This window comes from Erythrobacter oryzae, assembly GCF_030271515.1.
In the GTDB taxonomy this organism is placed as follows: Bacteria; Pseudomonadota; Alphaproteobacteria; order Sphingomonadales; family Sphingomonadaceae; genus Erythrobacter; species Erythrobacter oryzae.
Map to the genome: position 1 here is coordinate 409,080 of NZ_JASCXI010000003.1, position 21,777 is coordinate 430,856.

21 protein-coding genes and 1 tRNA gene are annotated in these 21,777 nt (G+C 67.3%); 9 read left to right on the forward strand and 13 right to left on the reverse strand.

What is annotated here, in order from left to right; translation table 11 throughout:
* Positions 1 to 21 precede the first annotated feature (21 nt).
* Positions 22 to 768 carry an electron transfer flavoprotein subunit beta/FixA family protein gene (locus PFX90_RS10890; protein ID WP_285712470.1) on the reverse strand — a complete coding sequence of 249 codons (747 nt, stop codon included), beginning with the start codon at positions 766 to 768 and terminating at the stop codon, positions 22 to 24.
* Positions 769 to 926: 158 nt separating this feature from the next.
* The gene (gene sucC, locus PFX90_RS10895) at positions 927 to 2,126 is read right to left on the reverse strand and encodes an ADP-forming succinate--CoA ligase subunit beta (protein WP_285712471.1); all 1,200 of its coding nucleotides are present in this window, start codon (positions 2,124 to 2,126) and stop codon (positions 927 to 929) included.
* 114 nt (positions 2,127 to 2,240) lie between these two features.
* Between sucC and PFX90_RS10900 the strand changes: the two genes are divergently transcribed.
* Positions 2,241 to 3,017 carry a 3'(2'),5'-bisphosphate nucleotidase CysQ gene (locus PFX90_RS10900; RefSeq protein ID WP_285712472.1) on the forward strand — a complete coding sequence of 259 codons (777 nt, stop codon included), beginning with the start codon at positions 2,241 to 2,243 and terminating at the stop codon, positions 3,015 to 3,017.
* Positions 3,018 to 3,152: 135 nt separating this feature from the next.
* On the opposite strand, the gene PFX90_RS10905 is transcribed toward PFX90_RS10900, so the two are convergent.
* On the reverse strand, positions 3,153 to 3,854 hold the full coding sequence (locus PFX90_RS10905) for a YiaD family glycine zipper/OmpA-like lipoprotein (protein ID WP_285712473.1): 702 nt from the start codon (positions 3,852 to 3,854) through the stop codon (positions 3,153 to 3,155).
* A gap of 202 nt (positions 3,855 to 4,056) precedes the next feature.
* Between PFX90_RS10905 and PFX90_RS10910 the strand changes: the two genes are divergently transcribed.
* Positions 4,057 to 5,358, forward strand: a complete 1,302-nt coding sequence (locus tag PFX90_RS10910) for a hemolysin family protein (RefSeq protein ID WP_285712475.1) — start codon at positions 4,057 to 4,059, stop codon at positions 5,356 to 5,358.
* A 281-nt stretch (positions 5,359 to 5,639) separates the two neighbouring features.
* On the opposite strand, the gene PFX90_RS10915 is transcribed toward PFX90_RS10910, so the two are convergent.
* The 9 genes from PFX90_RS10915 to gpmA are packed head-to-tail and all read right to left on the reverse strand — an operon-like array spanning position 5,640 to position 14,514.
* Entirely contained in the window at positions 5,640 to 6,056 is a 417-nt protein-coding gene (locus tag PFX90_RS10915) for a DUF3035 domain-containing protein (protein ID WP_285712476.1), read from the reverse strand.
* Positions 6,049 to 6,585, reverse strand: a complete 537-nt coding sequence (lspA, locus tag PFX90_RS10920; RefSeq protein ID WP_285712477.1) for a signal peptidase II — start codon at positions 6,583 to 6,585, stop codon at positions 6,049 to 6,051. The genes PFX90_RS10915 and lspA overlap by 8 nt, the downstream gene beginning before the upstream one ends.
* Positions 6,582 to 9,614: an isoleucine--tRNA ligase gene (gene ileS, locus PFX90_RS10925; protein WP_285712478.1), complete on the reverse strand. Its 3,033-nt coding sequence runs from the start codon at positions 9,612 to 9,614 to the stop codon at positions 6,582 to 6,584. The genes lspA and ileS overlap by 4 nt, the downstream gene beginning before the upstream one ends.
* A 45-nt stretch (positions 9,615 to 9,659) precedes the next feature.
* The gene (locus PFX90_RS10930; protein ID WP_285712479.1) at positions 9,660 to 10,592 is read right to left on the reverse strand and encodes a bifunctional riboflavin kinase/FAD synthetase; all 933 of its coding nucleotides are present in this window, start codon (positions 10,590 to 10,592) and stop codon (positions 9,660 to 9,662) included.
* Positions 10,592 to 11,788 carry a dipeptidase gene (locus PFX90_RS10935; RefSeq protein WP_285712480.1) on the reverse strand — a complete coding sequence of 399 codons (1,197 nt, stop codon included), beginning with the start codon at positions 11,786 to 11,788 and terminating at the stop codon, positions 10,592 to 10,594. The genes PFX90_RS10930 and PFX90_RS10935 overlap by 1 nt, the downstream gene beginning before the upstream one ends.
* Entirely contained in the window at positions 11,785 to 12,273 is a 489-nt protein-coding gene (locus tag PFX90_RS10940) for a dihydrofolate reductase (RefSeq protein WP_285712481.1), read from the reverse strand. The genes PFX90_RS10935 and PFX90_RS10940 overlap by 4 nt, the downstream gene beginning before the upstream one ends.
* The gene (locus tag PFX90_RS10945) at positions 12,270 to 13,337 is read right to left on the reverse strand and encodes a 5-(carboxyamino)imidazole ribonucleotide synthase (RefSeq protein ID WP_285712482.1); all 1,068 of its coding nucleotides are present in this window, start codon (positions 13,335 to 13,337) and stop codon (positions 12,270 to 12,272) included. The genes PFX90_RS10940 and PFX90_RS10945 overlap by 4 nt, the downstream gene beginning before the upstream one ends.
* Entirely contained in the window at positions 13,337 to 13,828 is a 492-nt protein-coding gene (purE, locus tag PFX90_RS10950) for a 5-(carboxyamino)imidazole ribonucleotide mutase (protein ID WP_285712851.1), read from the reverse strand. The genes PFX90_RS10945 and purE overlap by 1 nt, the downstream gene beginning before the upstream one ends.
* A complete protein-coding gene (gene gpmA / locus PFX90_RS10955) occupies positions 13,828 to 14,514 on the reverse strand; it encodes a 2,3-diphosphoglycerate-dependent phosphoglycerate mutase (protein ID WP_285712483.1) in 687 nt (228 codons plus the stop codon). Before gpmA ends, purE begins: the two co-directional genes overlap by 1 nt.
* A 273-nt stretch (positions 14,515 to 14,787) precedes the next feature.
* Between gpmA and PFX90_RS10960 the strand changes: the two genes are divergently transcribed.
* The 7 genes from PFX90_RS10960 (at position 14,788) to PFX90_RS10990 (ending at position 20,894) form a co-directional block, all read left to right on the forward strand.
* Positions 14,788 to 14,862: transfer RNA gene (locus PFX90_RS10960), tRNA-Thr, on the forward strand.
* Between the two features lie 401 nt (positions 14,863 to 15,263).
* Complete coding sequence (locus PFX90_RS10965) at positions 15,264 to 17,411, forward strand: hypothetical protein (protein WP_285712484.1); 2,148 nt, start codon at positions 15,264 to 15,266, stop codon at positions 17,409 to 17,411.
* Between the two features lie 117 nt (positions 17,412 to 17,528).
* The gene (locus PFX90_RS10970; RefSeq protein ID WP_086737484.1) at positions 17,529 to 18,293 is read left to right on the forward strand and encodes an SDR family NAD(P)-dependent oxidoreductase; all 765 of its coding nucleotides are present in this window, start codon (positions 17,529 to 17,531) and stop codon (positions 18,291 to 18,293) included.
* A 30-nt stretch (positions 18,294 to 18,323) separates the two neighbouring features.
* A complete protein-coding gene (locus tag PFX90_RS10975; RefSeq protein ID WP_285712485.1) occupies positions 18,324 to 19,292 on the forward strand; it encodes a thiamine pyrophosphate-dependent dehydrogenase E1 component subunit alpha in 969 nt (322 codons plus the stop codon).
* Positions 19,292 to 20,278, forward strand: coding sequence for an alpha-ketoacid dehydrogenase subunit beta (locus PFX90_RS10980; RefSeq protein WP_285712487.1), 987 nt, complete (start codon positions 19,292 to 19,294; stop codon positions 20,276 to 20,278). The genes PFX90_RS10975 and PFX90_RS10980 overlap by 1 nt, the downstream gene beginning before the upstream one ends.
* Complete coding sequence (locus tag PFX90_RS10985) at positions 20,278 to 20,511, forward strand: biotin/lipoyl-containing protein (protein ID WP_066532098.1); 234 nt, start codon at positions 20,278 to 20,280, stop codon at positions 20,509 to 20,511. The genes PFX90_RS10980 and PFX90_RS10985 overlap by 1 nt, the downstream gene beginning before the upstream one ends.
* Positions 20,508 to 20,894: a nuclear transport factor 2 family protein gene (locus PFX90_RS10990; RefSeq protein ID WP_285712488.1), complete on the forward strand. Its 387-nt coding sequence runs from the start codon at positions 20,508 to 20,510 to the stop codon at positions 20,892 to 20,894. The genes PFX90_RS10985 and PFX90_RS10990 overlap by 4 nt, the downstream gene beginning before the upstream one ends.
* Here PFX90_RS10990 and PFX90_RS10995 read toward each other — a convergent pair.
* The gene (locus PFX90_RS10995; protein WP_285712489.1) at positions 20,891 to 21,661 is read right to left on the reverse strand and encodes a hypothetical protein; all 771 of its coding nucleotides are present in this window, start codon (positions 21,659 to 21,661) and stop codon (positions 20,891 to 20,893) included. The two genes, PFX90_RS10990 and PFX90_RS10995, sit on opposite strands and share 4 nt — an antisense overlap.
* Positions 21,662 to 21,777 lie beyond the last annotated feature (116 nt).

Sequence of the window (21,777 nt, forward strand, 5' to 3'; positions counted from 1 at the left end):
CCTCTCAAATTCCGTGGGGGCTCAGGCGATGCCGAGCGCCTTGACCTTCTCGACCAGCGCGGCGACGTCGGCGACCTTTTCGCCCGCCTGACGCACCGGCGGCTCGGCGACCTTGAGGGTCTTGAGACGCGGGGTGAGGTCGACGCCGTAATCGGCAGCGGTCTTGGTCGCGAGCGGCTTTTGCTTCGCCTTCATGATGTTGGGCAGCGAGGCATAGCGCGGCTCGTTCAGGCGCAGGTCGGTGGTGACGATCGCGGGGAGGGCGAGCTTCACGGTCTGAAGACCGCCATCGACTTCGCGCTTCACGACAACGCTGTCACCTTCAACGGCGACGGTATTCGCAAAAGTCCCCTGCGGACGGCCCATCAGCGCGGCGAGCATCTGGCCGGTCTGGTTCGAATCGTCCGAGATCGACTGCTTGCCGAGGATCACGAGGCCCGGGGCCTCTTCGTCAGCGATGGCCTTCAAAATCTTGGCGACCGCCAGCGGCTCGACCTCTTCCTCGGTTTCCACGAGGATCGCCCGGTCGGCACCCATGGCGAGCGCGGTGCGCAGGGTTTCCTGCGCCTTGGCCGGGCCGATGCTGACGGCGACGATCTCGGTCGCCGCGCCCTTTTCCTTGAGGCGGATGGCTTCCTCGACCGCGATCTCGTCGAACGGGTTCATGCTCATCTTGACGTTGGCGAGGTCGACGCCGGTGCCGTCGGCCTTGACCCGCGGCTTGACGTTGTAATCGATCACCCGCTTGACGGGGACGAGGATCTTCATGGGTTTGTCCTTCCTCTCAAAGAATCACGTGACGCCTGACAGCGCCTTGGCCGCCCGCCTAGCTTGCGTTTACGTAAACGTCAAGCGAGGCGGGCCGCAGTTCTGGTCGGGCGAGGTGGATACGTGATGAGCCTCGCCCGGGATGTATGCGCGCCGTCTCAGGCGGCCTTCTTCACTTCTGCGACGATCTTCTGCGCCGCATCGCCGAGGTTATCGGCGGGCACGATCGCGAGGCCCGAGTTGGCGAGGATCGCCTTGCCTTCGGCCACGTTGGTGCCTTCCAGACGCACGACCAGCGGAACCTGGAGGTTCACGTCCTTCGCGGCCTGCACGATCCCGTTGGCGATCACGTCGCACTTCATGATCCCGCCGAAGATGTTGACGAGGATGCCTTCGACCGCCGGGTCCTTGAGGATGATCTTGAAGGCCGCGGTGACCTTCTCGGTGGTGGCGCCGCCGCCCACGTCGAGGAAGTTCGCGGGGAAGGCGCCGTTCAGCTTGATGATGTCCATCGTTGCCATGGCGAGGCCGGCGCCGTTGACCATGCAGCCGATGTTGCCGTCGAGCTTGATGTAGGCGAGGTCGTATTCGCTGGCTTCGACTTCGGCCGGGTCTTCCTCGGTCTCGTCGCGCAGGGCTTCGATGTCGGGGTGGCGGTAGAGGGCGTTGCCGTCAAAGCTCATCTTGGCGTCGAGCACCAGCAGCTTGCCGTCTTCGCTTTCGACCAGCGGGTTGATCTCGAGCATCTCGCAGTCCGTCGCCAGGAAGGCGTCGTAGAGCTGCTTCGCCAGCTTCTGGGCCTGCTTGTTGAGATCGCCCTGAAGCTTCAGCGCGAAGGCCACGGCGCGGCCGTGGTGCGGCTGGAAGCCCTGCGCGGGGTCGATCGAGAAGGTGGTGATCAGCTCGGGCGTGTCATGCGCCACGGTCTCGATGTCCATGCCGCCCTCGGTCGAGACGACGAAGGCCACGCGGCCCGAAGCGCGGTCGACCAGCAGCGAGAGGTAATATTCCTTGGCGATATCGACGCCGTCGGTGATGTAGAGGCGGTTGACCTGCTTGCCCGCATCGCCGGTCTGGATGGTGACCAGCGTGTTGCCGAGCATTTCCTCGGCGTGGGCGCGCACTTCATCGAGGCTCTTGGCAAGGCGCACGCCGCCCTTCGCATCAGTGGGAAGTTCCTTGAACTTGCCCTTCCCGCGCCCCCCGGCGTGGATCTGCGCCTTCACGACATAGAGCGGCCCGGGCAGCTTCTTGGCGGCTTCGACCGCTTCTTCGACGCTGAGGGCGGCATGGCCTGCGGGGACCGCGATCCCGTGCTTGGCGAGCAGTTCCTTGGCCTGATATTCGTGAACGTTCATTGCGTATCGATCCCTTCGATAAGTTCCTGGGGGAGAGGTTCGTCCACGCGGGGCCTAAGCACGGATCGCCCCTCTTGAAAAGTGCCTGCGGCACGGCCAACACGGGGGCCTGCCATGATTGACAGGTCGCACCTTCAGACAATCGTCCGCGAGGCGGGCCGCATCGCCCATTCGCGCTGGCCGGGGGCGGGTCATGCGCTCAAGAGCTGGGACAAGACCCCCGGCAGCCCGGTGAGCGAGGCCGATCTCGAAGTCGACCGTTTCCTCAAGCGCGAGCTCGGGCGATTGCTGCCGTCCGCCGCCTGGCTCTCCGAGGAAACCGCCGACGACAAGGCGCGCACGCAGAGCGGGCTGATCTGGCTGGTCGACCCGATCGACGGCACCCGCGATTTCGTGCGCGGGCGGTCGGGCTGGGCGGTCTCGGTCGCGCTGGTGAGCGCGGGGCGGCCGCTGATCGGGATCCTCTCGGCGCCCGCACGGGCCGAGGAATGGGTCGCGGTCGCGGGGCAGGGCGCGACGCTCAACGGCATGGCGATCCGGGCGAGCCAGCGCAGCGAATTCTGCGGCGCGCGGGTGCCCACTGACAACCTGCCGAAGCAGGACAGCGATCTGGTCGCGGTCGAGCAGCCCAATTCGATCGCGCTCAGGATCGCGATGGTCGCCGCCGACCGCGCCGATCTCGTCGCCACTTTGCGCTGGGGCTACGAGTGGGACATCGCCGCCGCCACCCTGATTGCGCGCGAAGCGGGGGCCGAGGTCACCGACGCCTTCGGCAAGCCGCTCGCCTACAACAAGCACGACCCGCGCGATTTCGGCGTGCTGGTGTGCTCCCCCGCGATCCACGCCGCGGCGGTCGCGCGGCTGGCGGAACGGGCAAAGGCGCTGCGCTGAACAGGTGGTTCGTGTGAGAACGACTACGGGCCGCCCGTCAGGGCGACCCGCAAGGCCGAACGGCCGCCCGCAGCGACGCGACCTTCAGGTCGCGTGAGCGAGGATGCGGGGGCGCGGAGGCGCCCCCACAAAAAATCAATTCCCCGCGCGGGCCGCCTGCACGTCCTGCTGGCTCACGGGGATGATCTTGATCTCGACGCGGCGGTTGAGCGGTTCGTTGACGCCGTCGCCGGTCTTGACGCGCAGGTAGTCATACTGCTCGCCGAAGCCCTTGGTCGCCATGCGCGCCCGCGCCACGCCCTTGGCGGCGAGGTAGTCGGCCACCGCCTGCGCGCGCTGTTCGGACAGGCGCTGGTTGGTCGCCGGAGCGCCGGTGGTGTCGGTGAAGCCGTAGACGTCGATCAGGCTGTTGGGATACTTGATCAGCGTCTCGGCGACCGAATCGAGCGTCGAGTAGAAGCCCGGGTTGATCGCCGCCGAGCCGGTGGCGAAGGTCACCCCGTCGGGCAGGCGCACGAGAATCGCGTCCTGATCGCCGACTTCCTCGACATCGACGCCGCTGCCCGCGGTCTGTTCCTTCAGTTCCTTGATCTGGTCGTCATACTGCTTGCCGATCACCGCCCCGGCCGAGCCGCCGATGCCCGCGCCGATGATGCGCCCCGCATCGCCGCCGATCGCGCCGCCGAGCAGGTAGCCGAGCGTGCCGCCCAGACCCACGCCGATCGCGGTGCGCGAGATCTTCTTCTCGCCGGTGTTGGGGTCGGTGACGCAGGCCGTGGTCATACCGAGCAGGGCGATGGCCGCGGTGCCGGTCTTCAGAATGCGTGCGATAGTCATAAACTGTGCCTCCCTTTATGTCTTGGTGACGATGCCACGCGGCCGGAGTGGCGGCAAGGCGTCGTTCCCTTGGGACTAGGCGCACTTGGCCCCCGCATCCTTGACCCATGTTGAACAATGATGCTGTCCGATATTCAGGCTGCGGGGGCGGAGCTTGCGCCACGTGCTGGCAACTTGGCCGGATTGTGCTAGCGCGCAGGGCGTGACACCTTTTCCCTGGACAGACCTTGCGATCATCGTCGCGCTTGTCGTGCTCAACGGCGTCTTCGCCATGTCCGAGCTCGCGATCGTCAGCGCCAAGACCAGCGCATTGGAGGCCAAGGCCGAAGCCGGCTCCACCAGTGCGCGCATCGCGATCCAGCTCGCGGCGGACCCGGGCAAGTTCCTCTCGACCGTGCAGATCGGCATTACCCTCATCGGGATCGTCAACGGCGCCTATTCGGGCGCGAGCCTCGGCGGGCCGGTGGGCGAGCGGATGGAGGCGCTGGGCCTCCCGGCCGAATATGCCGACGAGGCCGGGTTCGCCGTTGTGATCGCCTTCACCACCTATCTCAGCCTCATCATCGGCGAGCTGGTGCCCAAGCAGCTCGCGCTCCAGATCGCGGTGCCGGTGTCGCTGGTGATGGCGCGGCCGATGGCCTTCATGGCCAAGGCCGCCGCGCCGCTGGTGTGGCTGCTCGATTCGAGCTCGGCCGCGATCATCCGCCTGTTCGGCATCCGCCGCAGCGACGAGGGCACGGTCACCGCCGAGGAGCTGCGGATGATCTTTGCCGAGGCGACCCGCTCGGGCGTGATCGAGGCCGAGCAGCGCCAGATCCTCACCGGCGTCGTGCGCCTCGCCGAGCGGCCCGTGCGCGAGATGATGACCCCGCGCATGGAGATCGACTGGATCGAGGCCGATGCCGACGCGGCGGAAATCCGCGAGACGATCGAGGGCTCCTCGCACTCGCTGCTGCCGGTGGCCGAAGGCTCGCCCGACACGATCCTCGGCGTGGTCAAGGTGCGCGACGTGCTCGCCGCGCTGGTCGCGGGCCGCCCCGTGCGGCCGCGCGACATGATGCGCAAGGTCGAGGTGGTGCCCGACCAGCTCGACGCGATGGACGCATTGCGGGTGCTCCAGCAGTCCGAAGTGGCGATGGCGCTGGTGCATGACGAATACGGCCACTTCGAGGGGATCGTCACTCCGGTCGACCTGCTGACCGCGATCGTCGGCAATTTCGCGAGCGATTCGGACGATGGCGACTTGCCTTCGGTGGTGGAGCGCGAGGACGGCTCGCTGCTGGTCTCGGGCTCGCTTTCGGCCGATGCGCTGGCCGACCGGCTGGGGCTCGATTACGGCGAGGACCGCGAGTTCGGCACCGCGGCGGGCTATGCCCTGTCGGTGATGAAGAAGCTGCCGCACGAAGGCGAGCACTTCACCGATCAGGGCTGGCGCTTCGAGGTGGTCGACATGGACGGCCGCCGGATCGACAAGCTGCTGGTGAGCCGGGTGCGCGAGGACTGAGGGCGCTTTCGGGGTTCTCGCAGAGACCGCTGCGGTCGTTCTGCCGCGCAGCGGACTTTGTGTGAGCCAATCCGCGGCACAGTCGCGCGACCTTCCCCCGCGTCTCTGCGAGAAACAAACTATTTTCCTACACGCGCACCGCGTGACAGGGTCGCGCAATGACCTGCCCGAGTCTGCCCGCCCGCCATGCTGCAAAGGGCACGCGGGGCAGGGCAAGATTTCTGCCCTTGGACAGTGTCTCATGTGTCTCCAACACGCCCGCCGCAGCGGGGCGGGGAGGGTCAGGCGCTCGGGATGACCGTCGAGGCCGACTGGCCGTCACCCTCGGGCGCGGCGACGATGTCGCGGGTGAGGCGGCCCTTGGCAACGGTGTTGGTGCCGGTGTCGCCCACCTGGCTGCGGATGCTCGGATCGGCGCGGCCGGCGCGGTCGATCACGCTCGCCTCGACGCGGCTGCGCGGGGCGGGGCCGCCGAAGAGGGCGTCGAGCGCCTGCTCCGAGGCGGTGCCTTCGCTCGGACGCGGGGCGCCGGGGGCGGGCGGGGTGAGGGTGAAGTCGGGCGGCACCACCAGCGGCGCCTGGCGCTGCACCGCGAACTCGTCGGGCCGGGCGCGGTTGAACACCCCGCCATCGCCGCCGCAGGCCACGAGCAGCGCCGTCGAACCGGCCAGCAGGATCAGGGTGGCAGTCTTACGCATCTTGGGCCTCTCCACGGGGGCTTCCCCCGGTTGCAGTGTCGCCCTTGTCGCGCACCAGCAGGCTGCGCGCAAGGATGATGACGACGCCGATGGTGATCGCGGCATCGGCGATGTTGAAGATCAGGAAGGGTCGGAAGGTGCCGATATGGAAGTCGGCATAGTCGATCACGTAGCCCAGCTCGAACCGGTCGCGGATGTTGCCAAGCGCCCCGCCGAGGATGAGGGCGAGCCCCGCGATCTCGCCGAGCAGCCGCTCGCGCATCATCCACACCAGCACGACGAGCGCGATCAGCGCGGTGACGCCGACCAGCAGCCAGCGGGTCTCCATGTTGCTCGCCTCGAACATGCCGAGCGAGACGCCGCGGTTCTCGGTGTAGGTGAGGTCGAAGAAGGGCAGCAGGTCGATGTGGCGCACCTGCCGCAGGTCGAGCGGGCCGATGACGTACCACTTCACCGCCTGGTCGACGAGGGCGATCAGCGCGGCGATCGCGAGGCCGATCAGCCGGTTGCGGGTGAACAGCGTGCTCATGCGCCGACCACGTCCTCGCACCGCCCGCACAAGGCGCCGTCCTCGGCGACGTCGGGCAGCAGGCGCCAGCAGCGGCCGCACTTGTGGTGGGAGGTCTTGGAGACAGTCACCGCATCGCCCTGCCCGCGGGTGACTGTCGCGGTGATGAACAACTCGGCGAGGCTCTCGTCGCTGACACCTTCGGGCACGGCGGCGGCGGGGACCACCACCTCGGCCTCGAGGCTCGAGCGGATGGTCTTGTCGCGCCGCAGCGGCTCGATCGCCTCGTTGACCTGGTCGCGCAGCGCCCGCAGCCGCTCCCACTTGGCGGTCTCGACCACCACGCCGGGGACGCTCGGCCATTCGAGCAGGTGCACGCTGCCGCGCTGGCCCTCGTCATCCGCCTCGCCATCCTCGGGGTAGCGCGAGAGCCACACCTCCTCCGCGGTGAACACCAGCACCGGCGCGGCGTAGCGGACGAGGGCGTGGAACAGCAGGTCGAGCACGGTGCGGTAAGCGTTGCGGGTGACCGAGTCCGGCCCATCGCAATAGAGCGAGTCCTTGCGGATATCGAAGAAGAAGGCCGAGAGATCCTCGTTGCAGAAGTCGACCAGCAGGCGGGTGTAGGTGTTGAAGTCGTAGGCCAGCGCCGCCGCCTTCAGCTTCCCGTCGAGCTCGGCCAGCAGCGCGAGGATGTAGACCTCCAGTTCCGGCAACTCGCCCGCGTCGCCCATGTCGCCCACGAACCCGTCGAGCGCGCCGAGGAGATAGCGGAAGGTGTTTCTGAGCTTGCGATACTGGTCGCCCACACCTTTCAGGATCTCCTCGCCGATGCGGTGATCCTCGGTGAAGTCGACCGACAATGCCCACAGCCGGATGATGTCCGCGCCGTAGGTTTCCATCACCTTCAGCGGGTCGATGGTGTTGCCCTCGCTCTTCGACATCTTCCGGCCCTTGGCGTCCATCGTGAAGCCGTGGGTGAGGATCTGGTCGTAAGGCGCGCGGCCGCGGGTGGCGCAGGATTGCAGCAGCGAGGACTGGAACCAGCCGCGATGCTGGTCCGAGCCTTCGAGATAGAGGTCGGCGGGCCATTGCAGGTCGGGCCAGCGCCCCGATTCCAGCACGAAGGCGTGGGTGCAGCCAGAATCGAACCACACGTCGAGAATGTCGGTGACCATCTCGAATTCGGCAGGGTCGTAGTCGGGGCCGAGGAAGGCGGCCTTGTTGGCGCTGTTCCACGCGTCCATGCCTTCCGCGTTCACGGCGGCGACGATGCGGGCGTTGACGGCGGGGTCTTGGAGGTAGGAGCCATCGGGCCGCACGAACAGCGTGATCGGCACGCCCCATGCGCGCTGGCGGCTGAGCACCCAGTCGGGCCGCCCCTCGACCATTGCGCCGATGCGGTTGCGGCCCTTGTCGGGCGTGAACTGCACGCGGGCGATCTCGGCGAGAGCGGTCTCGCGCAGGGTCTTGCCCTCGCCGCCGCCGACCGGGAGCATGAACTTGCCGAAGCCGACCATCGTCGGGTCGGTGGTCTCGAGCGGCTTGTCCATCGGCACGAACCACTGCGGGGTGCAGCGGAAGATCACCTTGGCCTTGGAGCGCCACGAATGCGGGTAGGAGTGCGCGTAGTCCGCGCTCGCGGCGAGCAGCGCGCCTGCTTCGCGCAGGTCCGAGCAAATGGGGCCGTCGGGCGCGTTGAATTTCGGGTTGATGACGCTCATGCGTCGCTCGTCCGCGCCGCCGAGCCAGCCCCAGTCGTCGCGGTAGCGCCCGTCGTTCATCACCGCGAAGACGGGGTTGATCCCGTTCGCCTTGCACAGCTCGAAGTCGTCCTCGCCATGATCGGGCGCCATGTGGACGAGGCCGGTGCCAGAGTCGGTGGTGACGAAGTCGCCGGGCAGCAGCGGGCGCGGTCGCCGATAGAATTCAGCTAACGGGTTCTCGGGGTCAAAGCGCTCTGCAAAAACGCCGTGCTGCGCCCAATACTCAGATTGCACGGGATCGGAAAAATCAGCACTGAACACTTCAGACATGGGGTGACGGACGACAGCTTCCGCCAGTTGCCTACCCAAGAAAGTCGTGGATACAGTCAGTTCATCGACGTAGAACTTACCCGATGCCCAACGATTATCCGCCCCAATAACCCTGCTCTTGAAAGCATCTACGAGATCGCTTGCCACCACGAAGCGCAAAAGCGATCCCGGCTTTCCTTGCAGGGTCAGGTGAAGCAGAGAATATTCAATCTCGGGCCCATAGGCCAAAGCCTGATTGACCGGGATCGTCCATGGCGTTGTCGTCCAGATGACCGCCGAGGCGCCAACCAGTTCAGGAGCGTTCGGGCTCTCGACGATCTCGAACGCCACGTCGATCTGGGTCGAGGTGATGTCCTCGTACTCGACCTCCGCCTCGGCCAGCGCGGTCTGTTCGACGGGTGACCACATCACCGGCTTCGAGCCGCGGTAGAGGTTCCCCGCTTCGGCCAGCTTCAGCAGCTCGGTGACGATCACCGCCTCGCTCTCCTTCTGCATGGTGAGGTAGGGGTGGTCCCAATCGGCCATGATGCCGAGGCGCTTCAGCTGCGAGCGCTGCACGTCGACCCAGTGCTGCGCATAGGCGCGGCACTCGTCGCGGAAGGCCTTGACCGCCGCCTCGTCGCGCCCCGCGCCGGTGAGGACGGGCTTGGCCTTCTTCTCCTTGCGGTACTGCTCCTCGACCTTCCACTCGATGGGGAGGCCATGGCAGTCCCAGCCGGGCACGTAAGGCGCATCGCGGCCCAGCAGGTTCTGGGTGCGGCAGACCATGTCCTTGAGGATGTGGTTGAGCGCGTGCCCGATATGCATGTCGCCATTGGCGTAGGGCGGGCCATCGTGGAAGATGAATTTTTCCCGACCCTTCCGGCTCTTGCGCAGGGCATCGTAGAGCCCGATCGCTTCCCAGCGCGCGGCAATGCCCGGCTCCTTCTGGGGGAGGCCGGCCTTCATGGGGAAATCGGTCTTCGGCAGGAAGACGGTGTCCCGGTAATCGCGCTGCGTGCTGTCGTCGCTCATGGTGCGCGGGGCCTTAGCCGTTCGCGCTGCCAGTGCAAAGACTCGTCATTGCGAGGACAGAAGCCGCCGCGCTTCGGCGCAGTCCTTGTCCATCTGTTCGATCAGCGCGTCGAGGGAAACGAACTTCGCCTCGCCGCGCAGGTAGTGGTGGAAGGCGATTTCGATCTCCTGCCCGTAGAGATCGCCCTTGAAGTCGAAGAAGAAGGGTTCGAGCAGCTCCTTGGGCGGTTCGAACTGCGGGCGGATGCCGATATTGGCGGCACCTTTCAGCACCTCGCCGGTCGCAAGGATGCGGCCCGTCACGGCGTAGATGCCGTATTTGGGACGGAGGTAATTCTCCACGCCAAGGTTGGCCGTGGGATAGCCGATCGTCCGGCCCCGCTTGTCGCCATGCTCGACGATGCCGCGGATCGCGAAGGGGCGGGTGAGCAGGCGCGCGGCCTCCTGCGGGTCGCCGTCGCGCAGGGCCTGACGGATGCGGCTGGAGGAGACGACCTCGCCGCCCTCGGCCACCGCCTCCACCACCCGCGATTGCAGGCCCAGTTCGCCGCCGAGGGTGCGCAGCAGCTCGACATTGCCCTTCGCGCCCCTGCCGAAGGTGAAGTCGCCGCCGGTCACCACCCCGTGCGCGCCGAAGCGGTCGATGAGGATTTTCGCGATGAAGTCCTCTGCGCTCGTCCCCGCGAGTTCCGCATCGAAGTGGAACACCAGCATCGCGGTCGCGCCCGCCGCCAGATAAAGCTCCTGCCGCTGTTCGAGGGTCGTCAGCTTGAAGGGCGCAAGGTCGGGCTTGAAGAAGCTCACCGGATGCGGATCGAAGGTCGCGATGATCGAGGGGCGGCCCTCCGCCTGCGCCCAGCGGATCGCCTCTCCCGCGACGGCCTGATGCCCGCGGTGGAACCCGTCGAAATTGCCGAGCGCGATGACTGCGCCGCGCAGGGGCTCGGGCATGGGATCGCGATGATCGAGCCAGCGCATCAGGGTCTGCCCCCGCCTTGCGCCATCGGGACAAGGCCCTGTTGCAGCACGCGCAGCGCGTTGCCGCCCATCACGGCGCGGATCTCGTCGGGGGTGAAGCCCTCGTCCATCAGCGCCTGCGTCACATGGACGAGGTTGGCGGTGTCGAACCGCACCGTGGTCGCCCCGTCATAGTCGCTCCCCAGCGCGACATGCCGGATGCCGACCAGATCGCGCACATGCTTCATCGCGCGGGCGGCGGCGCGCGGGTCGGTCGAGCAGATCGCGCCGTCCCAGTAGCCGATGCCGATCACCCCGCCGGTCGCCGCGACGCCGCGGATTTCCGCGTCGGTGAGGTTGCGGTTGACCTTGCACGTCGCCTGCACCCCGCCGTGGCTCGAGACCACCGGACGGCGCGCCATCGCGAGGATGTCCGCCACGCAGGCGCGGCTGCAATGGGCGATGTCGACCACCATGCCGAGCTCCTCCATCCGCCGCACCACCTTGCGGCCGAAGTCGGTGAGGCCCCCCTTGCGCTCGCCATGCATCGACCCGGCGAGCTCGTTGTCGAAGAAATGCGCCAACCCCGCCATCCGCATCCCGGCGCCGTAAAGCCGGTCGAGATTGGCGATGTCACCTTCGAGGCTGTGGAGCCCCTCGGCGCTGAAGATCGCGCCGACCGGGGGACGAGCCTTCGCCTTCGCCCGTTCGCGCAGCAAGGTTTCGAGCGAGGCGGTGTCGGTCACCCTCACCAACGCCCCGTCCGAGGCGGCCACCGCCCGGTCCAGCTTGGCCGCGTGATACATCGACCGGTCGAACAGCGAGAACCACGTCTTCATCGGCTGGAGCTGGCCGATGGCGAGCATCGTGATGTTGTCGCCCTCGGCGCTGTTGCTGTCGTAGTTCTGGTTCTTGGGCGTCTTGGTGACGCTCGAGAACACCTGCAGCGCGACATGGCCCTGCTGGAGCCGCGGCAGGTCCATGTGGCCGCGGTCCCCCTGCGCGAGCAGGCTGCGCTGCCACATCAGCGTGTCCGAATGCAGGTCGACGATGGTCAGCGTGGCATGGAGCGCGCGGGCCTCGGCGCTGATCTGCGGCAGGGGCTCGCCGTCGAGCTTGTTCATACTGCGCTCGGCGATGCCGGGGGCGAAGCCGAAGAAGCTGACTGCGCCGAGCACCAGCAGCAGCGCAAGGGCGATGCCGATCTTGCGGATCATGCCGCGCCCTTCCGGTAGGTCAGGAAGGAGAAGGCGGGATAATCGCCCTCCGCCGCATGATCCTCGCGCGCGGTCTCGTGCCATGCGGGGCCGACCGGGGGCATGAAGGTGTCGCCCTCGTAATCCGCGTGGATTTGCGTGAGTTCCACCCGGGTCGCCAGAGGCATGAACAGCGCGTAGATCGCCGCCCCGCCAATGACCGCGATGGTCTCGCCGGAGGCGAGGCCGAGCGCCCCCTCAGGCGTCGTTGCCACTTCAGCCCCCTCGGCGGCCCATCCGGCATCGCGGGTGAGGACGATGTGGCGGCGGCCCGGCAGCAGCCCCGGCAGGCTCTCGAAGGTCTTGCGGCCCATGATCATGGGGAGGCCCATGGTGAGGGCCTTGAAATGCCTGAGGTCCGCCGGCAGCCGCCATGGCAGGTCACCATCCCTGCCGATCGCGCCATTGGCGGCGCGGGCGTAGATCAGCATGATCTCGGGAGTCATTTCACCGCGTGCCCCACGCGGGTGACGTGGCCCATCTTGCGGCCCTCGCGCGCCTCGCGCTTGCCGTAGAGGTGCAGGTGCGGCTCGCCCGGCTCGGCGAGGATGCGGTGCGCCTCCAGCGCCTCCTCGCCGACGATGTTGCGCATCTCGATCGCCTCGAAGCGGGTCTTGGTGCCGCCGAGCGGCAGTCCGCAGATCGCGCGAATGTGGTTCTCGAACTGGCTGGTGGCCGCGCCTTCGATGGTCCAGTGGCCCGAGTTGTGGACGCGCGGGGCCATCTCGTTGAACACGGGGCCTTCGCGCGTGGCGAAGAATTCGAGCGTCAGCACGCCGACATAGCCGAGCGCGTCGGCGACCTTGCGGGCCAGCTCACGCGCGGCGGGCACCTGCGCCTCGACCACCGCGCCCGCGGGCAGCACCGAGCGCGCCAGCATCCCGCCCTCGTGGAGGTTCGCGGTCGAATCCCAGAACTTGATCTGACCGTCAGCCCCCCGCACCAGGATCACGGAAAACTCGGTCTCGTAGGTGACAAAACCCTCGTAGATGCAGGTCACCCCGGGGAAGGCGAGCGCGCCCGCCTCGATCGCGGAGCGCACGCGCCACTGGCCCTTGCCGTCATAGCCGTCGCGCGCGGTCTTGAGGATGCCGGGGGTGCCGACGGCGGCGAAGGCGGCGGCCAGCTCCGCGGCGCTCTCGACCTTGGCATAGGGGGCGGGGGTGCCGCCGAGATCGGCCGCGAAGGCCTTTTCGTTGAGGCGGTCCTGCGCCACTTCCAGCGCGCGCGGCGGGCAGGCGAGCAGATGCTGCGGCAGGGCGGCGACTGTGGCGAGGGGGACGTTCTCGAACTCCCAGGTCACCACGTCGCAGGTGTCCGCGAACCGGGCGAGCGCGGCCGCATCGTCCCAATCGGCGGTGATGAAATCCGAGCACGCATCGGCCGCGACATTATCGCCCTCGGGCGCGAAGCCCACCACCCGGTAGCCCAGTTGCAGCGCCGCGACGGCCATCATCCGGCCGAGCTGGCCGCCGCCCAGAATGCCGATGGTGGAGCCGGGCGCGAGCATCAGTCCTCCGGGGTCTCGCCGACACCCGCGGTCTTGGCCGCGCGCCAGTCCTGCAGGCGCTCGGACAGCGCTTCGTCCGACAGCGCGAGGATCGACGCGGCCAGCAGCCCCGCGTTCTTCGCCCCCGCCTCGCCGATCGCCAGTGTGCCGACGGGGATGCCGCCGGGCATCTGTACGATGGAAAGCAGGCTATCCATGCCGGAGAGCGCCTTCGACTGCACCGGCACGCCCAGCACCGGCAGATGCGTCATGCTGGCGATCATGCCCGGCAGGTGCGCTGCCCCGCCCGCGCCCGCGATGATGACGCTGAACCCCTCGCCCTCGGCACCCTTGGCGAAGGCCACCATCCGGTCGGGCGTGCGGTGGGCCGAGACGATCCGCGCCTCGTAAGCCACTTCCAGCTCGTCGAGCACCTCGGCGGCGCATTGCATGGTCGGCCAGTCGGACTGGCTGCCCATCACGATCGCGACCTTCCCCCCGGCGCTGTCCATCATGCGTCCTTCAGATAATAGCGCTCGCCCACGGGGGCGGTGCCTTCGAATTCGTAGACGATCGGCTGGCCGGTCGGGATTTCGAGATCGGTGATGTCCGCATCCGAAATGCCCGACAGGTGCTTGACCAGCGCGCGCAGGGAATTGCCGTGGGCGGCGATGATCACCGTCTCGCCGCTGGCCAGCCTGGGCAGGATCGTGCTTTCCCAATAGGGCAGCACGCGCTCGATCGTCAGCTTGAGGCTCTCGGTGTTCGGGATGGCGATCCCGGCATAGCGCGGGTCGGCGGCGAGATCGAACTCGCTCCCCGCTTCGAGCACCGGCGGGGGAATGTCGAAGCTGCGGCGCCAGATCTTGACCTGTTCGTCGCCGTGCCTGGCGGCGGTCTCGGCCTTGTCGAGCCCGGTCAGCCCGCCATAGTGCCGCTCGTTCAGCCGCCAGTCCTTGACCTCGGGGATCCACAGGCGCCCCGCCGCCTCGAGCGCCAGATGCAGCGTGCGGATCGCGCGGGTCTGGAGCGAGGTGAAGGCATAGGTCGGCAGCACACCCTTGTCCTTCAGCAGCGCGCCCGCGGCGGAGGCCTCGGCGACGCCCTTGTCGGTCAGGTCGACATCCCACCACCCGGTGAAGCGGTTTTCGAGGTTCCACTGGCTCTGGCCGTGGCGGACGAGGATGAGCTTGGGCATGATGGCTCCGGCAAGTCGTCGGGAGCGCGCTGCGTTAGCCTTCGCGAGGGCGATTGGGAAGGGGCTGCGCGCTATCCGAATCGCCAAGCGCGCGCGCTTGCGCCTTCCGCCGCCGCAGGTTCTCGCGCAGCTTGGCCGCGAGCCGCTCTTCGCGTGACATATTCTTGCGAGGCTCTTCACTCATGTGAAACGCCTTGCCGTTATGTGCGGGCCCCTTCAAGCCCCGCTTGACATTGGCAGGCCGCGCGACAATAGGGCGCGCCTGTTTCCGGCGCTGCTGTAGCTCAGTGGTAGAGCGCACCCTTGGTAAGGGTGAGGTCGGGAGTTCAATCCTCCCCAGCAGCACCAGTTTCGACAACGGAGATTCATCCGGGGGATGAATTTCGGTCGAAACTCCCGAGCGCAAGCGACGGGCCGCCCTTGAAGGCCGGAAATGGAGCCTTGGCGCCGCGTCAGCGCCTCCGCGCCTGCGAGACCTTGGCGTCCTCGGTGCTGTTCCTCCACTTCGCTGCGCTACGTTCCGGGCACCTGCGGGCGCGCATTCGCGCTTGCGCAAACGTCCTTTCCTCTATCGCGCAACCCGCCTTCCCTGCCAAGTTATGTAGCGGATGCTTCAGGATTTTTCATGGTTAACCTGCATTGTTCAAGCTTCTGAAATCTTGCCATAAAATTTCCGCGTTTACCCGAAATTATCCGTGAAAATTCGAGACTCGCCCCCTGTCTGCGCTTTGAAACAAGGGGATGTATCCATGGGTTCGGGTTACGGAAAATCGATTGGTCTGCGACTGGCAGCGGCCTGCGCGCTGGCGCTGCTGCTGACCGGCTGCGGGGGCGGCGACAGTTCGGGCGCGCCGCCTGCAACCGGCGGCACGCCGACCCCGGCACCCACCGCCACGCCTCCCGCCGTGGTCGGCGGCGAGCGCCAGATCGGCCAGTGGCGCGAGCTGATCCTCAACAATGACGGGACGATCAACCGCAGCGAATACGTCCGCGTCGCCAACAACTACAACACGCCCGCGATCATGGACTACCGGCTCGGGCCGACGGCGGCGGATTTCGGCAATGCGACAAACACCGCCGCCCAGCTGTGGGGGCCCGACCTGACGAGCGGGCAGGGCCTGTGGCCTTACGGCACCCAGCCGGCGAACAATCCCGGCGAGCCGAACAAGTGCCTGCCGCCGAGCCAGCAGCCCCGCAGCGATCAGGAGGAAATCTCGCGCGGACTGCAAGGCGCGGGCTGGCTGGTCGGCGGCCAGCACCTGTTCCTGCCCGACAACCCCGGCGACGCGAACTACCGCTTCGGCATCAGCAACACCCGCGGCGCGGATGGCGCGGTCTTCAACACCGGCGGGCTGTGCATGCGGATGATCGCGAGCTGGAACCCCGACTGGTGGAACCGCAACAACATTGCCACACCGGCCAACCCGCAGGTCCGCAGCCTCGCCGCGAGCCGCAGCGATCTGCCGCTGGTCCCCGTCGCCATCGCGCGCGGGCGCGCCAACGCGAGCCAGATCAGCTTCGCCGCCTTCCGTGACGGCACCATCGCCCCGATCGTGGTCGGCAACTCTGCGCCCGAGTTCTTCGACGCGAGCGCGCTGCGGCTACCCGCCGGCATGGTGCCGACCGCGATGGCGGTGACGCCCTACAACGAGTTTCTGGTGGTCGCCGTGTGGGATACCAACACGATCACCGGCAAGCTCGCCTTCATCGCGCTGCGCCCGCGCCAGATGGCCGTCGGCAACCCGCAGCAGACCCCCAACACCCGCTGGTACTGGGGCACGCCGGGCGCGTGGACCAACCGGGGGATGAAGCTGCTTGGCTTCGTCGACCTGCCCTTCGCCGCGCCGACCAGCCTCGACGTGTCGAACAACCTCTACCTCCAGAACCCGCGCGGGTTCGGGGACAACGACGATCCGGCAGCAGGCGACCTCTCGCGGCAATCGGTGCGCGATCTGTGGCGCGGGGTGAACCCGGTCTACCCGGCGGGCGACGTGCAGTGGCACCAGCTGGCCTCGGGCGGCTATGCCGTGGTCGCCTCGCGCGCCGAGGGCAAGGTGAGCTTCGTCGACATGACCCCGCTCTATCAGCATTACCGCGATCTCTACCTGACCACGCAGGCGAACTTCAATCGCACGCTCGACGTATCGCTGACCGACGGGGCGAAGTTCCCGTTCAGCTTCACCGCCGTGCCTGGCCAGCGCCCGGTCGTGACCACCACGCTGAGCATGGCGCAGCCGACCGGCGTCAGCGCCGGGGTGATGGCCAAGGGCTACATCAACACCCGTAGCGAGGACTATTTCGAGTACGTCCGGCGTTCCCCGCGCGAGGCGTGGTCCGGGGTCGAGCCCGAGCGCTACCTCGCCCGCAGCCGCGCCTTCGTGGCCTCGATGGACGGCACGGTGCGCGGGTTCAACGTGCAGGGGCTGGTGTTCCCGACCTCGCCGGTCGGCAAGACGGTTTCGGCGACCCCGCTGTTCAGCTTCGCCGCCGGGCGCAACCCGAACTTCGCCTATGTCAACGCGACCGCGACCGCGTCCGACGACCTGTGGCTGGTGAGCCGGGGCGATCGCCGCATCACCTTCGCCTGGCCGACGGGTGACGTGCAGTACAGCTTCACCGACAGCCGGTTGGTCGATCCGGTAGCGGGGTCGGTGTCGTACAATCAGGCCGGGTTCGGCGGCAACGGTGCGGGGCGTGCGGTCAACGCTCCCTTCATCTCGGTGATGGACTTCAACGGCAAGGCGATCCTGACCTATGCCGTCAACCCGCGACCCGCTCGGCCCAACGGAGAGCTCTACCCCTTCCGTGCGCCGTCCGGCCCGGTCGACGCGTTGTTCGGGTCGCGCGCGCCCTTCCCGGGCAAGCCCTTCATGATGGATCAGGAGGAGATCATCTGACCTGTTGCGGGGTCGGGGGCGGCGTTCTGCCCCCAACCCCGTCAAAATTGACGATACGCCCCGCCCCCCCACTCGGCTATCCCCTCGGGCCTGCACGATAAGCCGGGGAGAGGCGCTATGGATCTGGGACTCAAGGGCAAGAAGGTCATCATGAACGGCGGGGCCCATGGCCTTGGCCTCCAATCCCTCAAGCTGTTCGCGGCCGAGGGTGCCGACGTCGCCTTCTTCAGCCGCAAGGAAGACAAGATCGCCGCCGCCGTCGCCGAGATCGACGCGGCGGGGCCGGGCAAGGTCTTCGCCGAGGTGTTCGACATGGCGAGCGGGACCGAAGCCTATCAGGCGTGGCTCGAGAAGGCTGTCGCCGAACTCGGCGGGTGCGATATCTTCGTCCATACCGCGTCGGCGTCGGGCACGGGAGGTGCCGGGGACTGGCAGGCGTGCCTCGACATGGATTTGAAGGGCGCGGCCTTTGCGGTCGAGACGTTGACGCCCTACCTCGAAGCCTCGGGCACGGGGTCGATCGTGATGCTGTCCTCGACCGCCGCGCTCGAGACCTTCATCGCGCCCAACCCCTTCAACGCGATCAAGGCCGCGCTGATCACCTATGCCTCGCAGCTCAGCCAGGCCTATGCCGCCAAGGGCATCCGCGTGAACACCGTCAGCCCGGGCGCGATCTACTACAAGGGCGGCAACTGGGAGATCATCGAAGAGCACATGAAGCCGCTGTTCGACGCCACCCTCGCCAAGATGCCCACCGGTCGCTTCGGCGAGCCGGTCGAGGTCGCCAAGGCGATCGTCTTCGTCGCGAGCCCTGCCGTGCCCTACATGACCGGCGCGAACATCGTCGTCGACGGCGGCTTCACCCAGCGCGTCCAGTTCTAAGTCCCCCTCCTCCAAGCAAGGCGTAAAACCATGGCGCAGATCGACCGCGACAAGCTGCTCGACATCTACACCCGCACGATGAAGGTGAACCGCACCGACGAGAAGTTCCGCGAGCTGCTGATGGGCGGCAAGGTCGCGGTGATGTATTATTGCGTGCGCGGGCAGGAGCTGGTCTCGGCCGCGGCGATGGCGGCGCTCGAGAAGGAGGACTATGTCGTCTGCACCTATCGCGGGCAGGGCGAGCAGACCGCCAAGGGCATCCCGATGGAGAAGTGGTGGGGCGAATGCCTCGGCAAGGCGACCGGCACCTGCAAGGGCAAGGGCGGCACCATGCATATCACCGATCCCGAGACGGGGATCATGGTGACCACGGGGGTGGTCGGCAGCGGCCTCCCCATCGCCAACGGCCTCGCGATGGCGAGCCAGAACAACGGCGACGGGCGCGTGACGCTGGTCAGCTTCGGCGACGGCGCGGCCAATATCGGCGGCTTCCACGAGGCGATGAACATGGCCCAGCTCTACAAACTGCCCGTGATCTTCCTGTGCCAGAACAACCGCTACGGCGAGCACACCGCCTATGCCGACCACACCGACAGCCCCAATATCGCGTCGCGCGCGGCGGGCTACGGGATGCCGGGGGTGACGGTTGACGGCAACGACGTCCACCAGATCTACCCCGCGGTGAAGGAAGCGGTCGACCGCGCGCGCCGGGGCGAGGGGCCGACGCTGGTCGAGGCCATGTGCTACCGCATGATGGGCCACTTCTTTGGCGCCGACTTCAGCTACATGCCGCCCGAACACATCGCAGAGATGAAGGCGGAAGACCCGCTGCCCAAGCTGCGCAAGGTGATGCTCGAGCACCAGTTCACCGAAGAAGAATTGGACAAGATCGTCGCCGACATCGACGCGCAGATCAACGCCGCGGTCGAACACGCTCTGGCCGCGCCGCTGCCGGATACCGACGAAATCTACAAGGACGTGCTGGAGGAGACCGCCTGATGGCCCAGATCACCATGACCCAGGCGCTGAACCTCGCGATCGACGAGGCGATGGCCGAAGATCCGGGCGTGTTCTGCCTCGGCGAGGATGTCTCCGCCAAGCAGGGCGGCGGGGTGTTCAAGGTCACCTCGGGCCTGACCGAGAAATATGGCGAACACCGCATCCGCGCGACGCCGATTTCGGAGACTGCGATCATCGGCGCGGCGGTGGGCGCGGCGCTCGCGGGCCAGCGCCCGATCGCCGAGATCATGCTGATGAACTTCGTCGGCGTGTGCATGGACCAGATCGTCAACCACGCGGCGAAGCTGCGCTTCATGTCGGGCGGGCAGACCCCGTGCCCGATGGTGATCCGAACCACCACCGGCGTCGGCGTCGGCTTCGGCGGGCAGCACTCGGACATGCTCGAGGCGTGGTTCGCCCACGTCGCGGGCATCCATGTCGTCACCCCGTCGAACCCCGCCGATGCGCGCGGGCTGATGCGGGCGAGCATCGACGCCAATGACCCGGTGATCTTCATCGAGAACATCCTGTGCTACGGCCTCAAGGCGGAAGATCCCGGCCCGGGCTACCGCGTGCCGCTCGGCAAGGCGGCGATTGCGCGCGAGGGCACCGATATCTCGATCATCACCTATGGCCGAACCGTTCTGGACGCGCTGGCGGTGGCCGATGACCTCGCCAAGGAGGGGATCAGCGTCGAGGTCGTCGACCTCAGAACCATCGCCCCCTATGACGAGGCGACCGTCCTCGCCTCCGTCCGCAAGACGGGCCGCGCGCTGACGCTCCACGAAGCCGTGCGCCCCTTCGGCACCGGCGCGGAACTCGCTGCCAACATTCAGGAAAAGTGCTGGGATAGCCTCAAGGGCCCTGTGCGGCGCATCGGCGGGACCTTCTCCGCGGTGCCCTTCGCCTCGCACCTCGAACAGGCCTGGATCCCGACCAAGCCGCAAATCGTCGAACAGATCAAAGCCTCTCTCGGAAAGCTCTAATGGCCAGTGAAATCCGCATCCCCAAGCTCGGCATGAGCGCTGTCGAAATGACCCTCGTCGAATGGATGTTCGGCGATGGTGAGCGGGTCGAGAAGGGCGACATCATCTACACGGTCGAGACCGACAAGAGCACCACCGAGATCGAGGCACAGGCCAGCGGCATCATCCGCCCCACGGGCGAGGAAGGCGCGGTCTACAAGGTCGGCGACCTCATTGGCACCATCGAAGAGTGACAACGCCTAGGGAACTCTTGGCGAAGGTCTACGCCACTGCCGGCACCCGCGACTGGGATGCGGTCGAGGCGCTGATCCACCCCGATTTCGTGCTCTACGAGGCGAACTCGCTCCCCTTTGCGGGCGAGTGGCGGGGGAAGGACGCGCTCCAGCGCTGCGCGGCGGCGATGTATGGCACCTGGGCGAACACCAAGCTCGAAATCCTCGATTGCACCGGGGGCGAGACCCATGCGGTGATGGTGATCCGCCTCACCATGCACCCCAAGGACGGCAGCGAGCCCTTCACCCAGACGATCTGCGAGGCGGGCACCTTCGAGGACGGGTTGCTGCGCACCCTGCGCATCCACTATTTCGACGCTGCGGAAGTGGCCGCCCGGGCCTAATCCCACACCCAGTCGTGGATCGTCCCCGACACGAGCCCACGCTGCTTCATGATCGCCGCCAGCACCACGTCAACGGCGAGCGCATTGTAGCGCCCCGGGCCCATCTCGGTGGCGGCGTTGGTGAAGGCGGGGTGCGTCGCGCGTCGGTCGAAATTGGCGATGCAGCGGCGGATCGCCTCCTGCGGATCGCCCTCGCCGGCGAGCAACGCGTGGTAATCGGCGAGGGTCTTGGCGATGAACGTGCCCTTCGTCGGCGTGGCCGTGGCCATCGCGGGCAGGCAGTCGGGGCTCGCCAGACCCGCGATCACCCAGCGATCGAGCCACAGCAGGGCATATTTGCGCTCTTCCTCGCTTGGCGGGGCGGTCTCGAAGGGGAGGCCCCAGCCGAGCATTCCCGAGACCACCGCCACCAGCCCGGGATTGGCGTGGCCGACGAGAATGTCGGGCCGCAGCGCCAGCGCCCGCTCGTAAGCCTCAGGGATGACCGCAAGGCGCGGGCGCGGGTCGGTGCCGTCGCGCCAGTCGATCAGCGCCAGCTCGATGGCGTAGTGGGACAGGCGGCCGAGGGTGTAGAACAGATCGCCGGGATGCGTCGGCGGTGTGGCCGCCAGCAGCGTGTCGAGGTGCGCGGTCGTGGTCGCCACGCCCTCTGCCGCGCCATTGATGACATTGCGGCGGAACTGCGCGTCGCTGATCGGTTCGCGCGCCTGCCCGCGCGGCGGCTCGGGCGCCGGCTGCCTGCCGAAGATCGACCTCAGAAACCGCATCGCCGCGCCCCCTTTCCGGCCCCGCGCCGGATGCGCCAAGCATAGCCTCGCCCCACGCCACCGCAAGCGGGCCGCCGCGCCGTGGTTAACCTTATATAGAACAATGTTAATTATGG

Bases quoted from the DNA above. Each gene is read 5' to 3' on its own strand.
- PFX90_RS10890 (WP_285712470.1), bottom strand. From the start codon at position 768: ATGAAGATCCTCGTCCCCGTCAAGCGGGTGATCGATTACAACGTCAAG.
- sucC (WP_285712471.1), bottom strand. From the start codon at position 2,126: ATGAACGTTCACGAATATCAGGCCAAGGAACTGCTCGCCAAGCACGGG.
- PFX90_RS10900 (WP_285712472.1), top strand. From the start codon at position 2,241: ATGATTGACAGGTCGCACCTTCAGACAATCGTCCGCGAGGCGGGCCGC.
- PFX90_RS10905 (WP_285712473.1), bottom strand. From the start codon at position 3,854: ATGACTATCGCACGCATTCTGAAGACCGGCACCGCGGCCATCGCCCTG.
- PFX90_RS10915 (WP_285712476.1), bottom strand. From the start codon at position 6,056: ATGCGTAAGACTGCCACCCTGATCCTGCTGGCCGGTTCGACGGCGCTG.
- lspA (WP_285712477.1), bottom strand. From the start codon at position 6,585: ATGAGCACGCTGTTCACCCGCAACCGGCTGATCGGCCTCGCGATCGCC.
- ileS (WP_285712478.1), bottom strand. From the start codon at position 9,614: ATGAGCGACGACAGCACGCAGCGCGATTACCGGGACACCGTCTTCCTG.
- PFX90_RS10930 (WP_285712479.1), bottom strand. From the start codon at position 10,592: ATGCGCTGGCTCGATCATCGCGATCCCATGCCCGAGCCCCTGCGCGGC.
- PFX90_RS10935 (WP_285712480.1), bottom strand. From the start codon at position 11,788: ATGATCCGCAAGATCGGCATCGCCCTTGCGCTGCTGCTGGTGCTCGGC.
- PFX90_RS10940 (WP_285712481.1), bottom strand. From the start codon at position 12,273: ATGACTCCCGAGATCATGCTGATCTACGCCCGCGCCGCCAATGGCGCG.
- PFX90_RS10945 (WP_285712482.1), bottom strand. From the start codon at position 13,337: ATGCTCGCGCCCGGCTCCACCATCGGCATTCTGGGCGGCGGCCAGCTC.
- purE (WP_285712851.1), bottom strand. From the start codon at position 13,828: ATGGACAGCGCCGGGGGGAAGGTCGCGATCGTGATGGGCAGCCAGTCC.
- gpmA (WP_285712483.1), bottom strand. From the start codon at position 14,514: ATGCCCAAGCTCATCCTCGTCCGCCACGGCCAGAGCCAGTGGAACCTC.
- PFX90_RS10965 (WP_285712484.1), top strand. From the start codon at position 15,264: ATGGGTTCGGGTTACGGAAAATCGATTGGTCTGCGACTGGCAGCGGCC.
- PFX90_RS10970 (WP_086737484.1), top strand. From the start codon at position 17,529: ATGGATCTGGGACTCAAGGGCAAGAAGGTCATCATGAACGGCGGGGCC.
- PFX90_RS10975 (WP_285712485.1), top strand. From the start codon at position 18,324: ATGGCGCAGATCGACCGCGACAAGCTGCTCGACATCTACACCCGCACG.
- PFX90_RS10980 (WP_285712487.1), top strand. From the start codon at position 19,292: ATGGCCCAGATCACCATGACCCAGGCGCTGAACCTCGCGATCGACGAG.
- PFX90_RS10985 (WP_066532098.1), top strand. From the start codon at position 20,278: ATGGCCAGTGAAATCCGCATCCCCAAGCTCGGCATGAGCGCTGTCGAA.
- PFX90_RS10995 (WP_285712489.1), bottom strand. From the start codon at position 21,661: ATGCGGTTTCTGAGGTCGATCTTCGGCAGGCAGCCGGCGCCCGAGCCG.